Here is a 20,300-nt window from a genome sequence, read left to right as displayed (position 1 = left end):
CCTTGGAGGTTTCCTTATGACTTTTAAAAGTTTTTTGATAGTAGGGTTTTTCTTGGCAGTTCTTAGTGGCTGCGGTCAGGAAGACACAATGAGTTTGCACAGTGCTGAAGTCAAAGCTCTGGACGAACAGTTACTGCCTAATGATAACTGGCAACTGAGCCGGGCAACGATTGAGCTTAGTTTTTGCCGTAACCGAATTAATGAGGCTTTGCTGGCATCGGAAGCCGAGCTTAGAGGCTGGCGCCTATCGGGGGAAAGTACGGCGTTTCCACCGCACAGAAGCGAGGGCATAAATGCCTTATCAAAGCTTTTTAAACAAACCGGTGTTTTACTCTGGCAGGCAGAAGGAAATGTCAGCGCACAACGCTATCACTTGGTTAAACCAGCGAAGGCTTCAAAAGGCGAAGTGGTAGATGCGGTTTTTCCTGCTGTCGTCAGCTTCTCGGCCATTGATGAAGTTTGTCATGCGGCAGTCGATGACTCTGAATATTGAGCAAACTTTATTCTCCGAAAATTCGTAGAGTTAGCAAGTTTTTGAAAAAAATTTCTGCGATTCAGCATAAGTAAACTAAACTGAAGATTAGAGGCGAACGCAGAGGGGGAGTCGTTATGTCTATTGGGCTAAATATTGAAAATAAATTGCGGGAAGCGTTTACTCCAGTGCATCTGGAAGTAGCGGATGAAAGTCATATGCATTCAGGCGGAGCTAATGCTGAATCTCACTTTAAAGTGGTCTTAGTTACCCCTAAATTCAGCGGAGAGAGACTTATTAACCGTCACCGTGCGGTTAATAAAATTTTAGCGGATGAACTAATGAATCATATCCATGCCCTGGCATTACACACCTATACCCAAGGTGAGTGGGAGCAACTGGGAGAGTCCAGACGTTCACCGAACTGTCTGGGTGGGTCGAAAATAGCGGCAAATTAAGAAAAATTCTGCATGTCTGATGTGTTCCTGTCGTTTGATTGGTTACAATAGCCGAAATAATGCGAACAACAGGGATACATCAATATGATCATTAAGCCAAAAATTCGCGGTTTTATCTGCACCAATTCTCACCCGGTAGGTTGCACCGAAAACGTCAAACGCCAAATCGAATTTGTCCGTAATAAACCTGCTATCACCAATGGCCCTAAGAATGTTCTCGTCATAGGTTGCTCCACAGGTTACGGACTTGCTTCAAGAATTACTGCTGCCTTTGGCAGCGAAGCTCATACTCTGGGTGTTTGCTTTGAGAAAGAGCCTACGGAAAAGAAAACAGCGACAGCTGGTTGGTATAATACTGCTGCTTTTCATAAGGAAGCGGACAAAGCTGGTTTAGCTTTCCATTCAATTAATGGCGATGCATTTTCTGATGAAATTAAGCAGGAAAGTATCGACTACATTAAGCAAAACATGGGGAAAATTGACCTCGTTGTTTACAGTCTGGCATCACCTAAACGTAAAGATCCCGATAGTGGCGAAGTTTACAGTTCAGTGTTAAAGCCAATAGGCAAACAATACACAACTAAAACCTACAATACGGACAAAGATCAGGTACACGAAGTGACACTTGATCCGGCTACTGATGAAGATATTGCCAATACGGTAAAAGTGATGGGCGGTGAAGACTGGGAGCGCTGGGTTAAAGCTCTGCATAATGCAGGCGTGCTGGCCGAAAACTGTCAAACCACTGCTTATACCTATATAGGTAAAAAACTTACATTGCCAATTTATGGTCATGCAACCATTGGTCGTGCAAAAGAAGATCTTGATCGCGCGGCATCAGAACTTGTCGCCGAGTGCGATGATCTTAATCTGAAAGCTTACGTTTCTTCATTAAAGGCGTTGGTAACACAAGCGAGTTCGGCCATTCCTGTTATGCCTCTTTATATTTCATTAATTTATAAAGTCATGAAAGAAGAAGGCACGCACGAAGGTTGTATCGAACAGATTTACCGTCTGTTTACCGAAGGTTTATATAGTAGTAATCCTGAGCTTGACGAAGCAGGTCGACTGCACATGGACGGTTACGAAACCAACGATAAGACTCAAGCGAAGATAGAAGCACTTTGGGAGCAAGTAACTCAGGACAACTTCCATCAGCTTGCCGATTACGAAGGGTATCATCAGGAGTTCCTGCATTTATTCGGTTTTGGCTTCGATAATGTCGATTATGACGCGGATATTGATCCAAAAGTAAACTGGTAAGCGTTGTGGGAAAAATGCTAAAATCCCAACGATAAGTGTGGAAAATGTTTCAGGTTGCCGATGACAAGCCCCCTGAAGGCGGTTGTTTGTGTCGGTAACTATTTGATTATTCAGGTTTCCAGTCCTAGTGGCTGGTTGTGATGAATCTTCCCTTAACGAGTAGTGCAAACGCATATGATTACGATCAAGAAAGGGCTGGACATCCCTATTAAAGGGGCGCCCCAGCAAGAACTATCCGACGGTAAGGCTGTGACGACAGTTGCTACCCTAGGTGAAGAATACGTGGGTATGCGCCCAACCATGCACGTGAAAGAAGGTGACCAGGTTAAAAAAGGTCAGCTGATTTTCGAGGATAAGAAAAACCCTGGTGTCAAGTACACAGCCCCTGGTGCTGGTGTAGTAAAAGACATCCTGCGTGGTGAGCGCCGAGTGTTGCAGGCGGTTGTTATTGAGTTGAAAGGTGACGAGCAAGTTACTTTTGACAAATTTGACAGCGACAAGCTTAACTCATTAGGTCGTGAAAAAGTTCAGGACATTCTGGTTGAGTCTGGTCAATGGACTGCACTTCGTACCCGTCCTTACAGTAAATCTCCGGCATTAGATGCAGAAGCCAGCGCGATTTTTGTTAACGCGATGGATTCTAACCCATTAGCCGGTGACCCAACTTTATTTATAAATGAACAGAAACAAGCCTTTATCGATGGTTTGAAAGTGTTATCGAATCTGACCGAAGGCAAGTTGTTTGTTTGTAAAGCGGGTGATGCTGAAGTTGATACTGGCGACGCAGATGTCACGCTGGAGTCCTTTTCTGGTCCTCATCCATCAGGTTTGGTTGGCACTCATATACATTTCCTTCAGCCTGCTAGCATCAAACGTCCAGTATGGCACATCGGTTATCAGGACGTTATCGCTTACGGTAAGTTATTCACTACAGGTGAAATCTTTACTGACCGCGTTGTCTCCATTGCCGGCGAAGGCGTGAAGAAACCCCGTCTACTGCGCACACGCTTAGGTGCTAACTTGCATGAGTTAACGGATGGTGAGCTAAGTGGTGATAATCAACGTATTATCTCAGGGTCAGTCCTGCATGGTCACACTGCGGATGATGAGCATGCCTGGTTAGGTCGTTTTCACAATCAGGTTAGTGTTATTCCGGAAGGCAATTATAAAGAGTTTTTGGGCTGGATACGCCCGGGCTCTGACTTGCACTCAGTAACACGCGCTTATGCCGGACACTTTAATCCGAAGAAGTTATTCAGCATGACAACGTCGCTGAATGGTTCTTCACGTTCAATGGTTCCAATTGGCAACTACGAACGCGTAATGCCTTTGGACATTCTGCCGACATTATTGTTGCGTGACTTGTTATCAGGAGATACTGATGAAGGTCAGCAACTGGGTTGTCTGGAACTGGACGAGGAAGACCTCGCATTGTGCACTTATGTTTGCCCCGGGAAGTATGAATATGGCCCGGTGCTGCGTGACTGTCTCACTAAGATTGAGAAAGAAGGCTAACCATGAGCTTGAAAGACACACTCGAGCGTATTGAACCGCAATTTGAAGAAGGCGGTAAATACGAGAAGTGGTACGCGCTTTACGAAGCCGTAGCCACTATTTTGTACACACCAGGTACTGTGACTAAGTCGGCTACGCATGTTCGTGACCGTATCGATCTTAAGCGCATCATGATCTTGGTGTGGCTGATGACGTTCCCGGCAATGTTCTGGGGTATGTACAACGTTGGTAACCAGGCTGCTTTGGCTTTGGCTGACGGCTATGCGCTTTCTGACATCTGGCAGGTTGGATTATTCCACTTGTTCGGCGGAGAGCTGGGAGCTGATGCTGGATGGGGCACGAAACTTTGGTATGGTGCCTGTTTCTACGTACCTATTTATGCGGTTACCTTTATTGTTGGTGGTTTCTGGGAAGTGTTGTTTGCGTCTATTCGTAAGCACGAAGTTAACGAAGGTTTCTTTGTTACTTCGGTTTTATTCTCCCTGATTTTACCGGCAACAACACCATTGTGGCAGGTTGCTTTAGGTATCACTTTCGGTGTCGTTATTGGTAAGGAAATTTTTGGCGGTACTGGCCGTAACTTCCTTAACCCGGCACTAACCGGTCGCGCATTCTTATACTTCGCTTATCCTGCCAGTATGTCAGGTGATTCCATCTGGACGGCCGTCGATGGCTTTTCTGGTGCGACAAACCTGGGTAAAGCGGCTCTGGGTGAAATGGATTATGGCAATACTCAGCTTTGGTGGGACGCCTTCCTTGGTAACATTCAGGGGTCAGTAGGCGAAGTTTCAACCTTACTGATTTTGATTGGCGGTTTAGCGTTAATTTATTTCCGTATTGCCTCCTGGCGTATTGTTCTGGGTGTCTTTGCTGGCATGGTTCTGTTCTCTGGACTACTTAACCTTGTTGGTAGCGAGACTAACCCAATGTTCGCTATGCCCTGGTACTGGCACTTAGTATTAGGTGGTTTTGCCTTTGCAATGATGTTTATGGCGACCGACCCTGTATCTGCGTCCTTTACTAATAAAGGGAAGTTTGCGTACGGCTTGTTGATTGGTTTTATGACGGTCATGATTCGTGTTATTAACCCGGCATTCCCGGAAGGCATCATGTTGGCCATCTTATTTGCGAACGTATTTGCACCGTTATTTGACCACTTTGTAGCACAGGCAAATATCAAACGGAGGTTAGCGCGCAATGGCTAAGAAAAATGAAAGTTTAGGCAAGACCGTTGGTGTCGTGCTAGCGCTTTGTCTGGTTTGCTCAATTGTTGTTTCTGGTGCTGCTATTGGTTTGAAACCACTGCAGGAGAAGAACGCTGCGCTTGATATGCAGAAAAACGTTTTAGATGCAGCCGGTATTCTGAAGGCAGATACCAATGTCACTGAAACCTATGATCAGCGCATTGAAACAATGGTTGTTAGTCTTAAAGATTTAACTATCAAAGAAGACATTAACCCGACCTCTTTTAGTAACAGGAAAGCCGCGAGCGATCCTGAAACCAGCATGCAGCTTGAGAAAAAGAACGACCCTGCTGGTTTGGGAACTCGTGAAAATTTAACACAGATTTATCTTGTTAAAGATGAAAGTGGCGACACAACCGGTCTTGTTCTGCATATTCGGGGCCAGGGTTTGTGGGGAACCATGTACGGTTTACTCGCGTTAGAAGATGATTTTGACACAGTTAAAGGTGTTAACTTCTACGAGCACTCTGAAACTCCGGGGCTCGGTGGTGAAATTACTAACCCGGCCTGGGTAAAAACTTGGCAAGGTAAAGAAGTTTACGGTGAGGACGGTAACGTCCAGTTTGAAGTGGTAAAAGGCGGCGCCAAAGGCGAGCACGAAGTTGACGCGCTTTCTGGTGCAACTTTGACCAGTAATGGTGTTGAGTACCTAGTTCAATTCTGGATGGGCGAAAATGGTTACGGTCCATTACTCAAGAAACTTCGTGAGGGAGAGTTGAACAATGGCTAATGTAAAAGAAATGAAGTCCGTATTGTTCGGGCCGATATTCGCCAACAACCCCATCGCACTGCAGATTCTTGGTATCTGTTCTGCATTGGCTGTAACGTCGAAAATGAGCAACACCTTGGTTATGTGTATTGCATTAACCGCGGTTGTTGCGTGCTCTAACTTGTTTATTTCGATTATCAGGAATCATATTCCGTCAAGCGTACGTATTATTGTCCAAATGACAATTATCGCGAGCTTGGTTATTGTCGTTGACCAGATACTAAAAGCTTACGCTTACTCAATTTCTAAAGAGTTGTCAGTGTTCGTTGGCTTAATCATTACTAACTGTATCGTTATGGGTCGCGCAGAAGCTTACGCTATGAAGAGCACTCCGTTTATGTCCTTCCTGGACGGACTGGGTAACGGTTTAGGTTACTCAGTGGTGCTGTTGGTTGTTGGCTTCATTCGTGAACTCTTTGGTTCAGGCAGCTTGTTTGATGTACAGATTTTACCTCTGGCATCACAAGGTGGTTGGTTCGAGCCGGTTGGCTTGTTACTGATGCCACCTAGTGCCTTCTTCATCATTGGCGGGTTTATCTGGGTACTGCGTACCTTCCGCACTGAACAAGTTGAACCTAAGGAGTAATGGTCATGGAAAACTATATCAACCTGTTCATCCGCGCGGTTTTCATTGAAAACCTGGCATTGTCCTTCTTCTTAGGTATGTGTACATTTTTGGCTGTATCTAAGAAAGTAAAAACAGCATTTGGTCTGGGTGTCGCGGTTATTGTTGTATTGGGTATTTCGGTACCGGTTAACAATTTAATTTACCACAACATTCTGGCACCAGGTGCTCTGGAATGGGCGGGCTTTCCGGATGCGGATCTAAGTTTCCTGAAGTTTCTGACCTTTATAGGCGTTATTGCCGCTATCGTGCAGATATTGGAAATGGCATTGGATAAATATGTACCTGCACTATACAACGCACTGGGTATTTTCCTACCGCTCATTACCGTTAACTGCGCTATTTTTGGCGGCGTGGCCTTCATGGTAGAGCGTGATTACAATTTCGGCGAATCAGTTGTGTTCGGAATCGGTAGTGGTGTTGGCTGGGCTTTAGCTATTGTTGCTTTGGCTGCAGTGCGCGAAAAACTGAAATATGCAGATGTACCTGATGGCCTGCGTGGCTTAGGTATCACATTTATTTCAGTGGGTCTGATTGGTTTGGGCTTTATGTCGTTCTCCGGCGTATCCTTATAACCAGTGTGTTGAATCGGTAAAAAAAGGTACGAATCGATGCAAGAGATATATCTCGGTGTAGGGATGTTTACCATCATCGTACTGGTTTTGGTTGCGATTATCATGTTCGCAAAATCAAAACTGGTACCTCAGGGTGATGTGGAAATCCTGATTAATGACGACGAAGACAAAAAAATCGTGACCCAGCCAGGCACTAAACTTCTGGGCGCGCTGGCTAATGCCGGTATTTTCGTCTCGTCAGCTTGTGGTGGTGGTGGTTCATGTGGCCAGTGTCGTGTCACAGTTAAAGAGGGTGGCGGTGACATACTGCCGACTGAACTTGACCACATTACTAAACGTGAAGCTCGTGAAGGCTGTCGTCTTTCCTGTCAGGTTAACGTTAAACAGGACATGGAAATTGAATTACCAGAAGAAGTTTTTGGTATTCGTAAGTGGGACTGTACGGTTAAGTCGAACGATAACGTAGCAACCTTTATTAAAGAGTTTGTGGTTCAATTGCCGGAAGGTGAAGAAGTTCCTTTCCGTGCTGGTGGTTTCATTCAGATTGAAGCTCCACCGCATCACGTTAAGTATAAAGATTTTGATATTTCGGAAGAGTATCACGCAGACTGGGATCGTTTTGGCTTCTTTGATGTTGAGTCAAAAGTTGATGAAGAAGTTGTGCGCGCATATTCAATGGCAAACTATCCAGAAGAGAAAGGCATTATTATGCTGAACGTCCGGATAGCAACGCCACCACCTAATGATTTGAGCTTACCTGCTGGTAAAATGTCCTCGTACATTTTCAGCCTGAAGCCGGGCGATAAAGTTACAATTTCAGGTCCATTTGGTGAATTCTTTGCCAAAGATACTGAAGCTGAGATGGTATTCGTTGGTGGTGGTGCAGGTATGGCGCCAATGCGTTCTCACATCTTTGACCAGATGCGTCGTATAAAGACTGATCGTAAAGTATCGTTCTGGTACGGTGCGCGCTCGAAAAAAGAAATGTTCTATGTTGAAGATTTCGACATGCTGGCTGAAGAGAACGAGAACTTTGACTGGCACGTGGCACTATCTGATCCACAACCGGAAGATAATTGGGAAGGTGATACTGGCTTTATCCATAACGTTCTTTATGAGCGTTATCTTAAGGACCATGAAGCACCGGAAGATTGTGAGTTCTACATGTGTGGACCACCGGTTATGAACGCCGCAGTTATCAACTTGTTGAAAGACTTAGGCGTTGAAGATGAAAATATCATGTTGGATGACTTTGGTGGTTAATTCATGATGCTATCGAAACTGTCGATTGCTAAAATTTGGCTAGCCCTTCTGGGGCTGGCCTTTTTAGTTTCTTGTTCTGATTCACCTGAGAAAATTTCGTTTAGCGGTAAGACTATGGGAACCACCTATAGTGTGACTGTTTACTCGAAGGACCCCAGACATAACAAAGACGAGATTCAGAAGAAAGTCGATATCGTGCTCGAGCGTGTTAATGCACAAATGTCGACATATGATCCCGAGTCTGAACTTTCTCAGTTTAATCAGTTTAGAAGTACCGAACCTATGGTTATTAGCCGGGATCTTGAACGGGTAGTCACTCGTGGGCTTGAAATTGCTGAGGAAACTGACGGTGTTCTGGATATAACCGTTGGTCCTTTGGTAAATCTTTGGGGTTTTGGCCCTCAGGCGAGACCAGAAAAAGAACCGTCTGAAGAAGAGTTGAGTGCGGTTCGTGAAAAAACGGGTTATCAGAAATTACGTGTAGAAAATCATCAGCTGATTAAAGATAACCCGGATCTATACGTCGACTTGTCCACTATAGCCAAAGGTTACGGCGTCGACAGAGTTGCTCACTTATTAGATCAGTTGCGAATAAAGCAATACCTGGTGGAGATTGGTGGTGAAGTTATCGCTAAAGGTGGCAAACCAGGTGAAGAATTATGGCGCCTGGCTATAGAAAAGCCGGTTTCAACGGAACGAGCGGTGCAACGTGTTGTCCAATTTAAAGACGGCGCTTTGGCGACATCCGGTGATTACCGCAACTATTATGAAGAAGATGGTAAGCGATATTCGCATATTATTGACCCGGTAACCGGTGCTCCTGTGCAGCATAACTTGGTATCTACTTCAGTTTATGCCGAGGACACAATGTCTGCCGATGCTTATGCAACTGCATTATTTGTAATGGGAACGGAAAAAGCAAAGTCCTTCGCAAAAAAACACAATATGGCAGTTATGCTCATTTATAAAACCGATGACGGTTTTGAAGAGTATATGAGTGAAGCATTTAAGCCGTTGTTGGCCGAGCAGTAGTAGGAGTTTTAATGCAAACCTTTATAATGGTATTCGCCTTATTTATCATCGTTGTGCTGGCAATGGCCGTTGGTTATATTGTACAGCGCAAGACAATTTCCGGTAGCTGTGGTGGCATCGGCGCTCTGGGCATGGAAAAAGCTTGTGACTGTGATGAACCATGCGATAAGCGAAAAGATAGGATGAAAAAGGAACAAGCCTGGAAAGAAAACCAGATTCATTGACCCTTTTAGTCATAAAGGTTATAAACATATAACTTTTAGTTAATTTGGAGGGTGGCATGAAACCAATAGATATTCAGACAAACGCAAACGAACTTTATCTGGATTGTAATGCTACCACTCCGGTACTTCCCGAAATTATCCAAGCTGTTTCTCACACTATGGAAACGGTTTTTGGGAACCCTTCAAGTAGCCATATTACTGGCTTAAAAGCTCGCTATATTCTTGATACTACGCGTCAGTTAGCTCGCAAAATTGTTGGCTCGCAGTCGGGGCGGCTTATTTTTACCAGTGGCGCAACAGAGGGCATACAGACCGCCGTGGTTTCTGCAATTCACTCGGCTATGCAGGTTGCTCCTGATAAGCGAAAAAAATACCTGCTGTATGGTGCGACAGAACACAAAGCCGTGCCCCAAGCCTTGGCCCACTGGAATCAGCTACTTGGGTTGAAAGCTGAGCTTGTTGCCATTCCAGTTGATAAACAAGGCTTATTGGATAACCAGTTTATAGCTGAGCATGTAAAAGATGCTGCCATGATATGCACCATGGCAGTTAACAATGAAACCGGTGTCATCCAGAACTTAAGACAATTGGAAGAGACTATACGACAGCATAACCCCGATGTTCCCTGGATGGTCGATTGCGTTCAGGTATTAGGCAAAAAAGCACTTAATTTAGATGAAACAACCATTGATTACGCTCCGTTCAGTGGTCATAAGTTGTACGGCCCCAAAGGCATCGGGTTTATGGCGGTTCGGGATTCTGCGCCTTATACCCCTCTAATTATTGGTGGAGGACAGGAGTCGGGGCTACGTTCGGGAACGGAAAATTTACCCGGAATAGCAGCATTGAATGCGTTATTTGAATTGATGCTGGATAACAATAACCGCCGTTTTCATAGTGAAACTAAGTTACAGGACTATCGATCTCAGTTGGTTGAAGCCCTGCGTTCAGCCTTCCCCTCTATTGTATTTAATCATGACTTTGAGCGTTCGGTTCCTACTACGCTGAATTTTTCCGTAGAAGGTGTTGCATCGCGCGATATTATGGATGTTTTTGATGCCTGCCAGATAAGAGTGAGTTCAGGCTCTGCGTGCAGTTCTAAAGTAACAAAAAGCTTCGTTTTAGACGCTATGGGGCTGGAAGAGTGGCGCAGCGGTTCCGCTATTCGATTATCTTTTGGCCCGGCAACGCGACAAGAGGAAATAACTGAGGCTTGTGTACGTATAAAACAAGCCGCTGACGCATTAAGAAATTCCTGCCTTATTGTTGCGGATACGAATAACGATAACGACGCTCAGTTAGACGGTGTTGTGCAGCTGAAGTACGATGATCATTGTTGTTATCTGGTGATAGATAAGCAAGCTAAAGAAATAGCGGTTATAGATCCTCATCCGGCTTTAGCTGGCAGAATTGAAAATATTGTCAGCTGCCAGAACTATCAAGTGAAAGCGGTGGTATCGACATCGGCTGATTCAATTACCAGCCAGTCCATTGAGTTGTTATTGCCAATACTTATGCCTGAGCAGTCTATAGACGAGTATGATGTGTTTGGCTGGCCGCAGTCTGCTGCCGATTCGTGCGACGCGGTTCCGGTTGAGTGCGAAGGTAGCGTCATTGGCTGTGTGAGTATTGGTGAGCGGCGCTTATTTCGGATCGGTAGTCGTAATCCGGTTTATGTATTAAGTGAATCAACCAAACTGAAAAGCCGGGTTGCTTCAGACTTCTTATTTACCGGGTCTGAGGCGGCATCAAGCGCTTATGAGTGTTTTATCGGCGAGAGTACACTTATTTGCCCGGGGCGGGACTCAGAGCACCATATTGTTTACACTCCTTGTGAATTAAACGGCGACTGTCGTGTTGATGACGGCGTTAATATTCCGGTTGGAGATACGGATGAATTCTGGCATCGCGATGATTTGTTAATTGTTGATGTGCGGGAGCGGCAGGAACACGTATTGTCCGATATTCCCTGCAATGCAGAGGTGGTTAACGTGCCACTGACTGAAGTCATCCAATTTATACACAGTAACTCACACTTGCGAGAGCGCGATATTATTTGCTTATGCCGCTCGGGCAACAGAAGCCAGGTTGTTGCTAACGTACTTAAGCGGCACGGATTTAATAGCCGTCACTTATTAGGTGGGTTGGCTTTATTAAGTTCCCCAGCCGCTTAATATGTGAGTAACCGTTAGAGTTTCGGGCGCTGTTGCGGCGCCTGCCATTGCAAACGGCCAACGTAGCCGTCTTTACCAACCAGCCAGCAGCTGATATCCCCATGACACTGAATATTCCAGATATTGGCATCAGAGAGCTTAAACCATTCGTTAGTTTGTAGGTTTAATGCTGCCGCGCCTTGAGGGTTAGACGTCAGTAACCAGGAACCGTTGTGATCGATAAGACTTAAGCTATAAAGAGCGCCTGTTATAGGAGGCTCCGGCAGGGCGGAAAATTCATTGTTCTGATAATGCAACAAACGGCTCTCATCACTGGAGGCATCATTTAAGTTGCCACCGGCAATATAAAAGGTTTTATCGTCAATAGGCCAGACACTGGTAATGCCGGCCATAGGGCCCGCTTCCATTGGCGTTTCTACCACCCGGAAACGTATGCCGAAAGAGCCTTTAATTAGAACTCGAGCTTTATCAGCATTACCGGTTGCTATCATCCAGTTGTCGTTATTAAATCGGGCACAACTGCCACTTGAGGCGAAACCACCTTCGTTAGATTGAGGTGGCTCGGCAACAGCACTACGAACTTGCATCCAGTTGCGACCGTCGGCACTGCGTACCATCCGCCATTCGTCTCCAACACTGTCGCCATGCACCCAGGCTTCGCCGCTAGGAGCTAGTGCCATGCAGTTGAAGAAGCTGTCCGCCTCGCCGCGATAACGCAGACGCCAACTGTTACCACCGTTATCAGTGTAATAAATACGTGATTGACCTCCTGTGCCAACACTTAATGCATAGGCGCGGCGGTCATCAATCCCTTCAATATCGCGAAAATCGAGGTCATCAGGTCCGGGTTGAAAATATTCCCAGCTCTTCCCTGAATCTGTGGTTCTGGCTACGGTTCCTTTCTCACCGGAGATCCAAATAGTATCGCGACTAACAGGACTTACCCCCACCCATTGTTGCTGGCGGACGTTATCAAAAACTTCGATCTCCGGAGGCTCAGCAACTGCTGACAAACTGAACAATGCGCTGAAGGGCAAAGCGAGCCTCAGTATAGTAGCGGCTCGCTGCTGTAGCTTCGATGTCATAGACGTAACCTAATTAATTATGCATGTTATTGAGTGTAACACGTTTCATTTTTACCGATACGTCAGTTCGAAGCTGCCGGTTTACTGAGCGTCGAAGCACAAGCCATTATCCGGAATGCTGGCGTCGCTCATCAGGTACAAGTAAGTTGGCATCAGGTCCTTCGGCGTTTTAAGCGACTTAGCGTCTTCTGCCGGATACGCCTTCGCACGCATTGCTGTGCGGGTCGCGCCGGGATTAATGACATTAGTGCGTAATTTAGTACCTTCATACTCGTCGGCGATAACCTGAGCCATGCCTTCGGTGGCAAATTTACTGACCGAATATGGCCCCCAGAATGCGCGTCCTTTTCTTCCTACGCCGGAGGAGGTAAATACTAACGATGCATTTGGCGACTTCTCCATTACCGGAATCAGTGCCTGAGTCATGGCAAACTGACCCGTTACGTTAACCTGCATAATGTCGTCCCAGCTGTCTTTTTCAATGTGAGTAAAAGGGGACAGAATGCCAAGCAGTCCAGCGTTATGCAGCACGCCGTCTAGTTTACCGAACTGATCGGCAATGGTGGCTGCCATATCACGATAATGATTTTCTGTTGCGCCTTTTAAATCGAGCGGAATAATTGCTGGTTGAGGACTTTCCTGAGCGATGATTTCATCGTAAACCGACTCTAACTTACTGACTGTGCGTCCCAGCAGAATGACTGTGGCACCATGTTCAGCATAGCTCAGAGCGGCTTGACGACCAATTCCGTCGCCTGCGCCAGTAACTAAAATAACCTTATTTTTCAATAATTCAGGGCTTGCCTGATAATCATGTACGGTTTTAATTTCCATAACAGTTTCTTAATACCATTGGACTGTGGTCGGGTGAGTGGGCTATTGTAACGATATTCGAGTAACTTCTCAGCAAACGAACGAAAAATCGGTAAAAAGCCTTTCATCTTATTTGATACAGGTGTATAAAAATCGTTAAGAGAAGACGTAAAATAACAAATCATAAAAAGAATTGAGGATACCTCATGAAGAAATTATTACTTCCGCTTGCAATTGGTTCTGCACTTAGCCTTGTAGGCTGTGGTAGCGGTGACGAAGCTCCTGTTACAGAAACTGAAGTTAGTGTTGCTGCGTCTCGCGTAGTTTTTGATCCGTCCAATGGTGAAGTGCCTGCGCCTAGCAATATTTTATTGAGTGAAAGTAAAGACGGAACGCTGAACATTCCAGTGGATAATCCGGACGACGTCGCAAATCCACAAGTTGCCCTTAATGGGCTTGATGGTTGGGGTACACACTCTCCTATAACCTTTGAATTTTCGTTGCCCGTCGATGAAAATGGGGAAGAAGTGACTATTGAAGCCGCTAGTCTTGAAGCCCAGGGCTCGATACGAGTATTTAAAACCACACAAGGCGGCCCTGCCAATGCGGCAAGTTGTATTTCAGAAAACCCTGTTGTAGGTGCCCTTCATGAAGCTCAGGAAGCGGCAGGGAAAACTTCAACTATAGCGTCAAGCCCAGGCGCCGTCTGCTCAATTGATGAAGAGCTTGTTCAAAACGAAGATTTTCTTGTTTCTGCAACTGGAGACGGGTCAGTCGCTATTATTCCAACAAAGCCTTTTACGCCTGAAACTGGCTACTTAGTCGTATTAACAGATAATATTCAGGACTCACTGGGGCGCAGCGTAAAAGCATCACAAACTTATACATTAATGAAGCGCTCCGTCGCTGAAAATCCAGCGTCAGATACCACTTCTGCTAGAAATTTACAAAGTTTGATTAATACTTATGAAGGTGCGCTTGATCAAGCTGGGGTTGATACTGAAGGAGTGATTTATAGCTCGAACTTTACGACACAGTCTGTGGGTAAAGTTCTTAATGTCGTTAAGCGACAGATAGCAGGACAGTTTACGCCTAGTTTGGAATTGACTGATTCCGGAGCAACTGTTGCACAGACAATGACTGCAGTCGATCTAACTCCTCCGGCGTCGGCTGCTTTAGCAAACTTCTACGAAGGAAGTGTCACGTTACCTTACTATTCTGCGCATCCTGATTCAGCGACTAACTCTGATCCAACAAAAGGACGTTGGAAAGCCGCGTGTGATAGCCCCGCAGCGATATTAAATGCTTTGCAAGCGGAAGAAGAGGCCGATCAACTTAAAGATACAGATATCGCCAGTTTGCCGTCAGGTTTTACAGAAGACCCAACTTTGTTGTTGCCTCCTACTAACTGTTCCGATTTCGATACTAAGGGCGGGGACCCCGTTGACCCGGATCGCCATTTGACAAAGTATAACCCTATACCGGTTCCTAGCACTTCAGTGTCCGTGCCAGTCTATGCCTCCATTCCAAATGGCGCCGATGGAAGAACGATGCCTGCAAATGGTTGGCCGGTTGTTATTTTCCAGCACGGAATAACCGCAGATAAGAGCTCGATGTTCGGTATTGCTGGTACATTGGCCTCTGCTGGAATAGCAACAGTGGCTATCGACCATCCTCTGCACGGTGATAGAGGATTTGATTTAGATGAAGATGGCACTGTTGAATATATCGCGAGCGGTGATAACGGTTCAGCAACAGCATATATGAACTTAGAAAGTCTTCTGACAACTCGCGATAATTTGCGCCAATCGGTTTCCGATCTGTTGGGGTTACGTTACTCCCTGAGCGACGTAACTGGTGCTCAGCTTGACTCTGCTAACGTGCACTTTGTAGGGCATTCACTGGGTGCTATTGCTGGTGTCAGCTTTACTCAGATAGCAAATAATGAAACGAATGCTGATTTCAATGTGAAAGCGTCTGCGTTAGGTATGCCTGGCGGTAGCATTGCTGATTTCTTACTGGCTTCAGGTAGCTTTGGTCCAGTGGTTAAAAACAGTTTAATGTATGGCCGTGTTGATGAGTTTACACAGCTGGTCAATGGTCAGGCAGAGCAAGCAGGAGTTACTGCGAAACAATTATTGGCCAATGTTGACCTGGCAGCTAGTTTGTTTGATGGGTTTTCCCAACAAGCTGGCGTGAATGTAATGTCAAGGATTGAAGCTAATATATTTAATCCTTTTGCTTTTGCTGCACAAACTGTCATAGACTCGGGTGACCCCGTAAACTATGCCAGAGAATTCGTGGCAAATACTCCGACATTCGTTATTGAAGCTGACGGTGATACAGTTATTCCTAACAAAGTCGACGGTAGACCTTTAGCCGGTACTCAGCCGCTTGTGAAACTAATGGGATTGTCAGATGCGGCTTGGAATGAAGAGCCACAGTCGACTGTTCCTGTTCAGTCAACGGATGGTAAGCCTGTATCAGCATATGCCAGTTTCTTAGGTGGCTCTCATGCTTCCTTGTTGTCGCCTGAAGCCTCAGTTGAAGTAACAACCGAAATGCAGACTCAGATTGTGAAATGGTTTGGTAGCGGCTTATTAGCGATACCAGTCGATAACGAAGAAGTGGTAGAATAATCTCAGGTTATTGAACACTTGGTATTCAAAGGCCGGCAGTTATGCTGGCCTTTTTCGTTTTAGGAGAGTGGTATGGATTTTGTTGCTGATATTGGAGGCTTTCTACTAAAGGCCGCTATTATTGTGGTGGCTGTTGGTTTTATTGTCGGCCTTATTGCCCAGGCGGCGCAGAAACAGAAAAAGAGTAAAGGTGACTTACAAGTCACGCATTTATCTAAAGAGCTGAATGAGCTGAGCGAACAGTTGAGAATTGAGCTGATGGATAAAAAAGCTCAGAAAAAGGCATTGAAAGCGTTAAAGAAAAAGAAGACAGTGGAGAACAAAGAGAAACGGCTTTTTGTTGTTGATTTTAAAGGCAGCATGGACGCGAAGGAAGTCGACAGCTTACGTCATGAAGTAAATGCCATTTTAAACTTGGCCACTGAAAAAGATGAAGTTTTGGTGCGTCTGGAAAGTGGCGGTGGTGTGGTTAATGGCTATGGCCTGGCGGCTGCTCAGTTACTGCGTTTAAGAGAACACAACTTAACCGTTAATGTTGCTATAGATAAAGTGGCTGCAAGCGGCGGTTATATGATGGCTTGTGTCGGTCATAAACTGCTTGCAGCACCTTTTGCCTTTATCGGTTCAATAGGTGTGGTTGCGCAAATACCGAATTTCCATCGGCTTTTGAAAAAGCATAATGTCGACTTTGAACAATTAACGGCTGGTGAATATAAACGCACTCTGACTATTTTTGGTGAAAATACCGATGAAGGGCGTCGTAAGTTTAAACAGGATTTAGAAGCCATTCACCGTCAGTTTAAGTCTTTTGTTCAGGAAAACCGTAGCGAACTGGATATAGACAAAGTGGCAACGGGCGAGGTCTGGTCAGGTCAGGAAGCAAAAGAGCTTGGCTTGATTGATGAGGTGACGACCAGTGACGCGTGGTTAATGAAACAGCATAAAGGTTTTGACGTATTACAATTACAGTATGTTATCCGTAAACCGCTAAGTGAACGTTTTGCGAAAGGCATGTCTGTTATTATTCATACCTTAAAATCTTCCTTAACCCGGTCAGATGTCGCACAATAGAAGGTGTTCAGCGAGGCTTACAGTTTTATAGCTGCTTATTTAAAAGCTTTCTGCTAGGCTGTCGCAGTTTTTTAGAATGAATAATAAAGGACGCTTATGAGCGAAAAGAAAAAACTCAGTCTGACTAGCCGCATTGTTATCGGCATGGTCGCTGGGATCATTCTCGGTACCATTATTCGTTACGTTGCCGGTGATAATGCCTGGGTTTCTTTGTATTTAACCAATGGTCTTTTCGATGTTGTTGGTCAAATATTCATTACCTCTTTGAAAATGCTGGTTGTACCACTGGTGTTTGTATCACTGGTGGTGGGCACTTGTTCCTTAAGTGACCCCAGCAAGCTTGGGCGCTTAGGCGGAAAAGCAGTGGGCATGTATATGATCACTACGGCCATAGCAATTACCTTTGCAATTGGTTCGGCAATTCTGGTGCAACCGGGCTCGGGTATTGAGCGTGCTTCAGATGCCAGCTTTGAGCCCAGCGAAGCACCATCGGTTAGCGAAGTCATTGTTAATTTGTTTCCCGACAATCCCATTAACGCTATGGCCGAAGGGAATATGTTGCAAATTATTGTGTTTGCATTGCTGTTCGGCATTTCTATGGCTCTGGTTGGTAAACCGGGTGAACGTTTGAAAGGCTTTTTCGATGACTTGAATTCGGTCATTATGAAGCTGGTTGTTATTTTAATGAGTCTGGCACCTTATGGTGTGTTTGCTCTAATGGCGAAGCTATTCACCGAAATTGGCGTAGAAATGATAGGCAGCCTGGCGAAATACTTCCTGCTTGTACTGTTTGTGTTGCTTGCTCATGGTTTAATTATCTACCCCATATTTATGCGCGTTCTGGCACGGGTTAAACCGGGCATCTTTATGCGTAAGATGCGTGACGCTCAACTGTTTGGCTTTAGTACAGCGAGTAGTAACGCGACTATGCCTATCACTTTAGAAACCGTTACCCGTCGTTTAGGCGTCAGTAACAGTGTGGGTTCCTTCACTGTGCCGCTGGGGGCTACCATCAACATGGATGGTACGGCTATTATGCAAGGTGTTGCTACCGTCTTTATTGCGCAGGTTTATGGTCTGGATTTAGGCGTCGCTGAATACCTGATGGTAATTATGACTGCGACGCTGGCGTCTGTCGGTACAGCTGGCGTGCCCGGGGTTGGACTCATTATGCTCGCCATGGTGCTGCAGCAGGTTGGTTTACCGGTTGAAGGTATTGGCCTGATTATTGGTGTTGACCGTCTGCTGGATATGACCCGAACAGCCGTTAACGTAACCGGTGACGCTATGGTCAGCTGTGTGGTTGCGCGCTCAGAAGGCGACTTTGATGAAGATGTTTATTATGACAAAGACGCAGGCAAAAAGCTGGAAGAGCTCTAACGGCTGACGTTTTTCCGGTTACCTCTCCGGTTGTTCTTCGAGAGCCGGTGCACATTTAAGCGTGCACCGGTACTCCTGAGTGAAAACGTAACTTCGTATCTTCAGACATAATCAATTCTGCTTCCCACTCTCTGAACTGATTAATCCGCTCGGTAATGTCCGTATCGCTTAGCTTCTGCGCTAACTCGAGGTAATCCTGATAATGGCGTGCTTCTGAACGTAACAGGGACACGTAAAAGCGGGCTATATCCTCATCCAGATAAGGAGCCAGTGCGGCAAAGCGCTCACAAGAGCGCGCTTCAATAAGAGCGCCTATAATTAACTTATCAATTAAAGCCTGCGGCTCGTATGTACGTACATGCCGAATAAGGCTGGCCGCATAACGCGATGCGCTGAGCTTATAAAGTGGCACATCTCGTGCCTGCATTATTTCGAGAACCTGTTGGAAATGATGCAACTCTTCCCGAATTAAGCGGGACATTTTATCAATAATTTCGTCGGCGTATGGCTGTGACTCTGCTGCTTGTAAAGCGTGAGACAGTTGCTTGCTTTGTTTAAGTTGCTGAAAATTCCCAAGGCCGCGATAAACCAGGTCTTCGTACGGTTGCAGAGCGTCAAGCAGGGCTTGTCCGTGATTTTTATTAACGGCATAACGGCGCAGCAATAAGGCTGCACTTTGAGCCGCCTTTAGCTCACAATGTAAATGGTCCAATAAAATCACGGGTAGGTTATCAGCCAGCGACGCTTGCTTAACCCACTCAGGAGGCGTCCGGCAAAGTAAAAATGAGTGTATTGGGTCGAGCAGATTGAGATAGGGTTCGACGAGACTATAATTCACAGCGATCCTTCTTGGCGTAAAAGGTGTAATAAGAAATTAACAACTAACCCTTTGTTCTATAACAAAAGGCCTTGACAGAATACAGATGGTGCTGAATATTAGGTGCATGGGGTGAATTTTTCAGCAGTACCCGCATCAAAAATTATAACGTATTTACGAATTCGGCGGTATGACCGCGAACTATGGGGAAGTGAAATTATGATACTGAATCATATTTGGGGGTTATACGCCCATCCAGCACAAGAGTGGAAATCGATAGACAGCAAGCGTGAGAGCTTTCTTTATTCGTGTTCTCATATTTTACTGATAGCAATATTACCTTGTCTGGCAGCTTACTACGCTTCAGCTCATATCGGCTGGAGTGTTGGTGCCCGCGAGTCTATTTATCTTACCCAAAGCAGTGGCATCATGCTCGGTGTTGCAATGTATATTGGTATTTTGGGAGCCACGTTTGCGTTGGCTTACTTAATTTACTGGATGGCAAAAACTTTTGGTGCTGATCCCAGTTATACGAAATCACTTGAATTAGCAGCTTACGCGGCAACTCCGGTTATTATGTCGGGGATAGCGTCAATTTATCCTGAATTGTGGTTTGTTGCTTCCGTCTTTCTTATTGGCGTGGCTTATTCGGTTTACCTGCTTTATTCAGGTCTACCGGTTATTATGCACATTCCGGAAGAACGTGGTTTTCTTTACGCGAGTTCGGTAGTTACCGCAGGTCTTATTGCTATGGTTGTACTTATGGCAACAACGGCCATTTTATGGACCAATGGCTTTGGGCCAGACTTTATTTCTTAACGTAAACGCTAGATAAAAAAATGCCCGGTTCTGATTAAACGGAACCGGGCATTTTTTATTGT

At 45.5% G+C, this 20,300-nt stretch carries 19 protein-coding genes; 16 read left to right on the top strand and 3 right to left on the bottom strand.

The window, feature by feature from the left end:
* Positions 1-88: 88 nt before the first annotated feature.
* The 12 genes from NJR55_RS09675 to NJR55_RS09620 all read left to right on the top strand — a co-directional run bounded on the left by NJR55_RS09675 (position 89) and on the right by NJR55_RS09620 (position 11,614).
* A complete protein-coding gene (locus tag NJR55_RS09675; RefSeq protein ID WP_253619750.1) occupies positions 89-493 on the top strand; it encodes a hypothetical protein in 405 nt (134 codons plus the stop codon).
* Between the two features lie 116 nt (positions 494-609).
* Positions 610-930 (top strand): BolA family protein, encoded by a 321-nt coding sequence (locus NJR55_RS09670; protein WP_034819916.1) that lies wholly within the window; start codon positions 610-612, stop codon positions 928-930.
* Positions 931-1,014: 84 nt separating this feature from the next.
* A complete protein-coding gene (fabV, locus tag NJR55_RS09665) occupies positions 1,015-2,193 on the top strand; it encodes an enoyl-ACP reductase FabV (protein WP_253619749.1) in 1,179 nt (392 codons plus the stop codon).
* A gap of 174 nt (positions 2,194-2,367) precedes the next feature.
* Positions 2,368-3,708 carry a Na(+)-translocating NADH-quinone reductase subunit A gene (locus tag NJR55_RS09660; RefSeq protein WP_253619748.1) on the top strand — a complete coding sequence of 447 codons (1,341 nt, stop codon included), beginning with the start codon at positions 2,368-2,370 and terminating at the stop codon, positions 3,706-3,708.
* A 2-nt stretch (positions 3,709-3,710) separates the two neighbouring features.
* The gene (locus NJR55_RS09655) at positions 3,711-4,913 is read left to right on the top strand and encodes an NADH:ubiquinone reductase (Na(+)-transporting) subunit B (RefSeq protein ID WP_253619747.1); all 1,203 of its coding nucleotides are present in this window, start codon (positions 3,711-3,713) and stop codon (positions 4,911-4,913) included.
* Complete coding sequence (locus tag NJR55_RS09650; protein WP_253619746.1) at positions 4,906-5,682, top strand: Na(+)-translocating NADH-quinone reductase subunit C; 777 nt, start codon at positions 4,906-4,908, stop codon at positions 5,680-5,682. The genes NJR55_RS09655 and NJR55_RS09650 overlap by 8 nt, the downstream gene beginning before the upstream one ends.
* Positions 5,675-6,307: an NADH:ubiquinone reductase (Na(+)-transporting) subunit D gene (locus NJR55_RS09645; RefSeq protein WP_011234298.1), complete on the top strand. Its 633-nt coding sequence runs from the start codon at positions 5,675-5,677 to the stop codon at positions 6,305-6,307. Before NJR55_RS09650 ends, NJR55_RS09645 begins: the two co-directional genes overlap by 8 nt.
* Before the next feature lie 5 nt (positions 6,308-6,312).
* Entirely contained in the window at positions 6,313-6,921 is a 609-nt protein-coding gene (gene nqrE / locus NJR55_RS09640) for an NADH:ubiquinone reductase (Na(+)-transporting) subunit E (protein WP_011234297.1), read from the top strand.
* Between the two features lie 36 nt (positions 6,922-6,957).
* The gene (gene nqrF, locus NJR55_RS09635; RefSeq protein WP_253619745.1) at positions 6,958-8,184 is read left to right on the top strand and encodes an NADH:ubiquinone reductase (Na(+)-transporting) subunit F; all 1,227 of its coding nucleotides are present in this window, start codon (positions 6,958-6,960) and stop codon (positions 8,182-8,184) included.
* Between the two features lie 3 nt (positions 8,185-8,187).
* The gene (locus NJR55_RS09630; protein ID WP_253619744.1) at positions 8,188-9,216 is read left to right on the top strand and encodes an FAD:protein FMN transferase; all 1,029 of its coding nucleotides are present in this window, start codon (positions 8,188-8,190) and stop codon (positions 9,214-9,216) included.
* An 11-nt stretch (positions 9,217-9,227) separates the two neighbouring features.
* On the top strand, positions 9,228-9,440 hold the full coding sequence (gene nqrM, locus NJR55_RS09625; RefSeq protein ID WP_034819948.1) for a (Na+)-NQR maturation NqrM: 213 nt from the start codon (positions 9,228-9,230) through the stop codon (positions 9,438-9,440).
* Positions 9,441-9,496: 56 nt separating this feature from the next.
* Entirely contained in the window at positions 9,497-11,614 is a 2,118-nt protein-coding gene (locus tag NJR55_RS09620; RefSeq protein ID WP_253619743.1) for an aminotransferase class V-fold PLP-dependent enzyme, read from the top strand.
* Between the two features lie 14 nt (positions 11,615-11,628).
* Here NJR55_RS09620 and NJR55_RS09615 read toward each other — a convergent pair whose 3' ends face one another.
* A complete protein-coding gene (locus NJR55_RS09615; protein ID WP_253619742.1) occupies positions 11,629-12,699 on the bottom strand; it encodes a WD40/YVTN/BNR-like repeat-containing protein in 1,071 nt (356 codons plus the stop codon).
* A gap of 81 nt (positions 12,700-12,780) precedes the next feature.
* Positions 12,781-13,533: a YciK family oxidoreductase gene (locus tag NJR55_RS09610; protein ID WP_253619741.1), complete on the bottom strand. Its 753-nt coding sequence runs from the start codon at positions 13,531-13,533 to the stop codon at positions 12,781-12,783.
* Positions 13,534-13,718: 185 nt separating this feature from the next.
* Here NJR55_RS09610 and NJR55_RS09605 point away from each other — a divergent pair, with 185 nt between their 5' ends.
* The 3 genes from NJR55_RS09605 (at position 13,719) to NJR55_RS09595 (ending at position 18,602) form a co-directional block, all read left to right on the top strand.
* The gene (locus NJR55_RS09605; RefSeq protein ID WP_253619740.1) at positions 13,719-16,151 is read left to right on the top strand and encodes a VolA/Pla-1 family phospholipase; all 2,433 of its coding nucleotides are present in this window, start codon (positions 13,719-13,721) and stop codon (positions 16,149-16,151) included.
* 72 nt (positions 16,152-16,223) lie between these two features.
* On the top strand, positions 16,224-17,222 hold the full coding sequence (gene sohB, locus NJR55_RS09600; RefSeq protein WP_253619739.1) for a protease SohB: 999 nt from the start codon (positions 16,224-16,226) through the stop codon (positions 17,220-17,222).
* 96 nt (positions 17,223-17,318) lie between these two features.
* Positions 17,319-18,602 (top strand): dicarboxylate/amino acid:cation symporter, encoded by a 1,284-nt coding sequence (locus NJR55_RS09595; protein WP_253619738.1) that lies wholly within the window; start codon positions 17,319-17,321, stop codon positions 18,600-18,602.
* Between the two features lie 55 nt (positions 18,603-18,657).
* Here NJR55_RS09595 and miaE read toward each other — a convergent pair whose 3' ends face one another.
* Complete coding sequence (gene miaE, locus NJR55_RS09590; RefSeq protein WP_253619737.1) at positions 18,658-19,440, bottom strand: tRNA isopentenyl-2-thiomethyl-A-37 hydroxylase MiaE; 783 nt, start codon at positions 19,438-19,440, stop codon at positions 18,658-18,660.
* Between the two features lie 198 nt (positions 19,441-19,638).
* On the opposite strand from miaE, the gene NJR55_RS09585 reads away from it, so the two are divergent.
* On the top strand, positions 19,639-20,238 hold the full coding sequence (locus NJR55_RS09585; protein WP_011234286.1) for a Yip1 family protein: 600 nt from the start codon (positions 19,639-19,641) through the stop codon (positions 20,236-20,238).
* Positions 20,239-20,300 lie beyond the last annotated feature (62 nt).

The organism is Idiomarina rhizosphaerae, from assembly GCF_024159085.1.
In the GTDB taxonomy this organism is placed as follows: domain Bacteria; phylum Pseudomonadota; class Gammaproteobacteria; order Enterobacterales; family Alteromonadaceae; genus Idiomarina; species Idiomarina rhizosphaerae.
The sequence above is the reverse complement of the archived record's forward strand: the minus strand, read 5'-3'. Positions and strand labels throughout refer to the sequence as shown.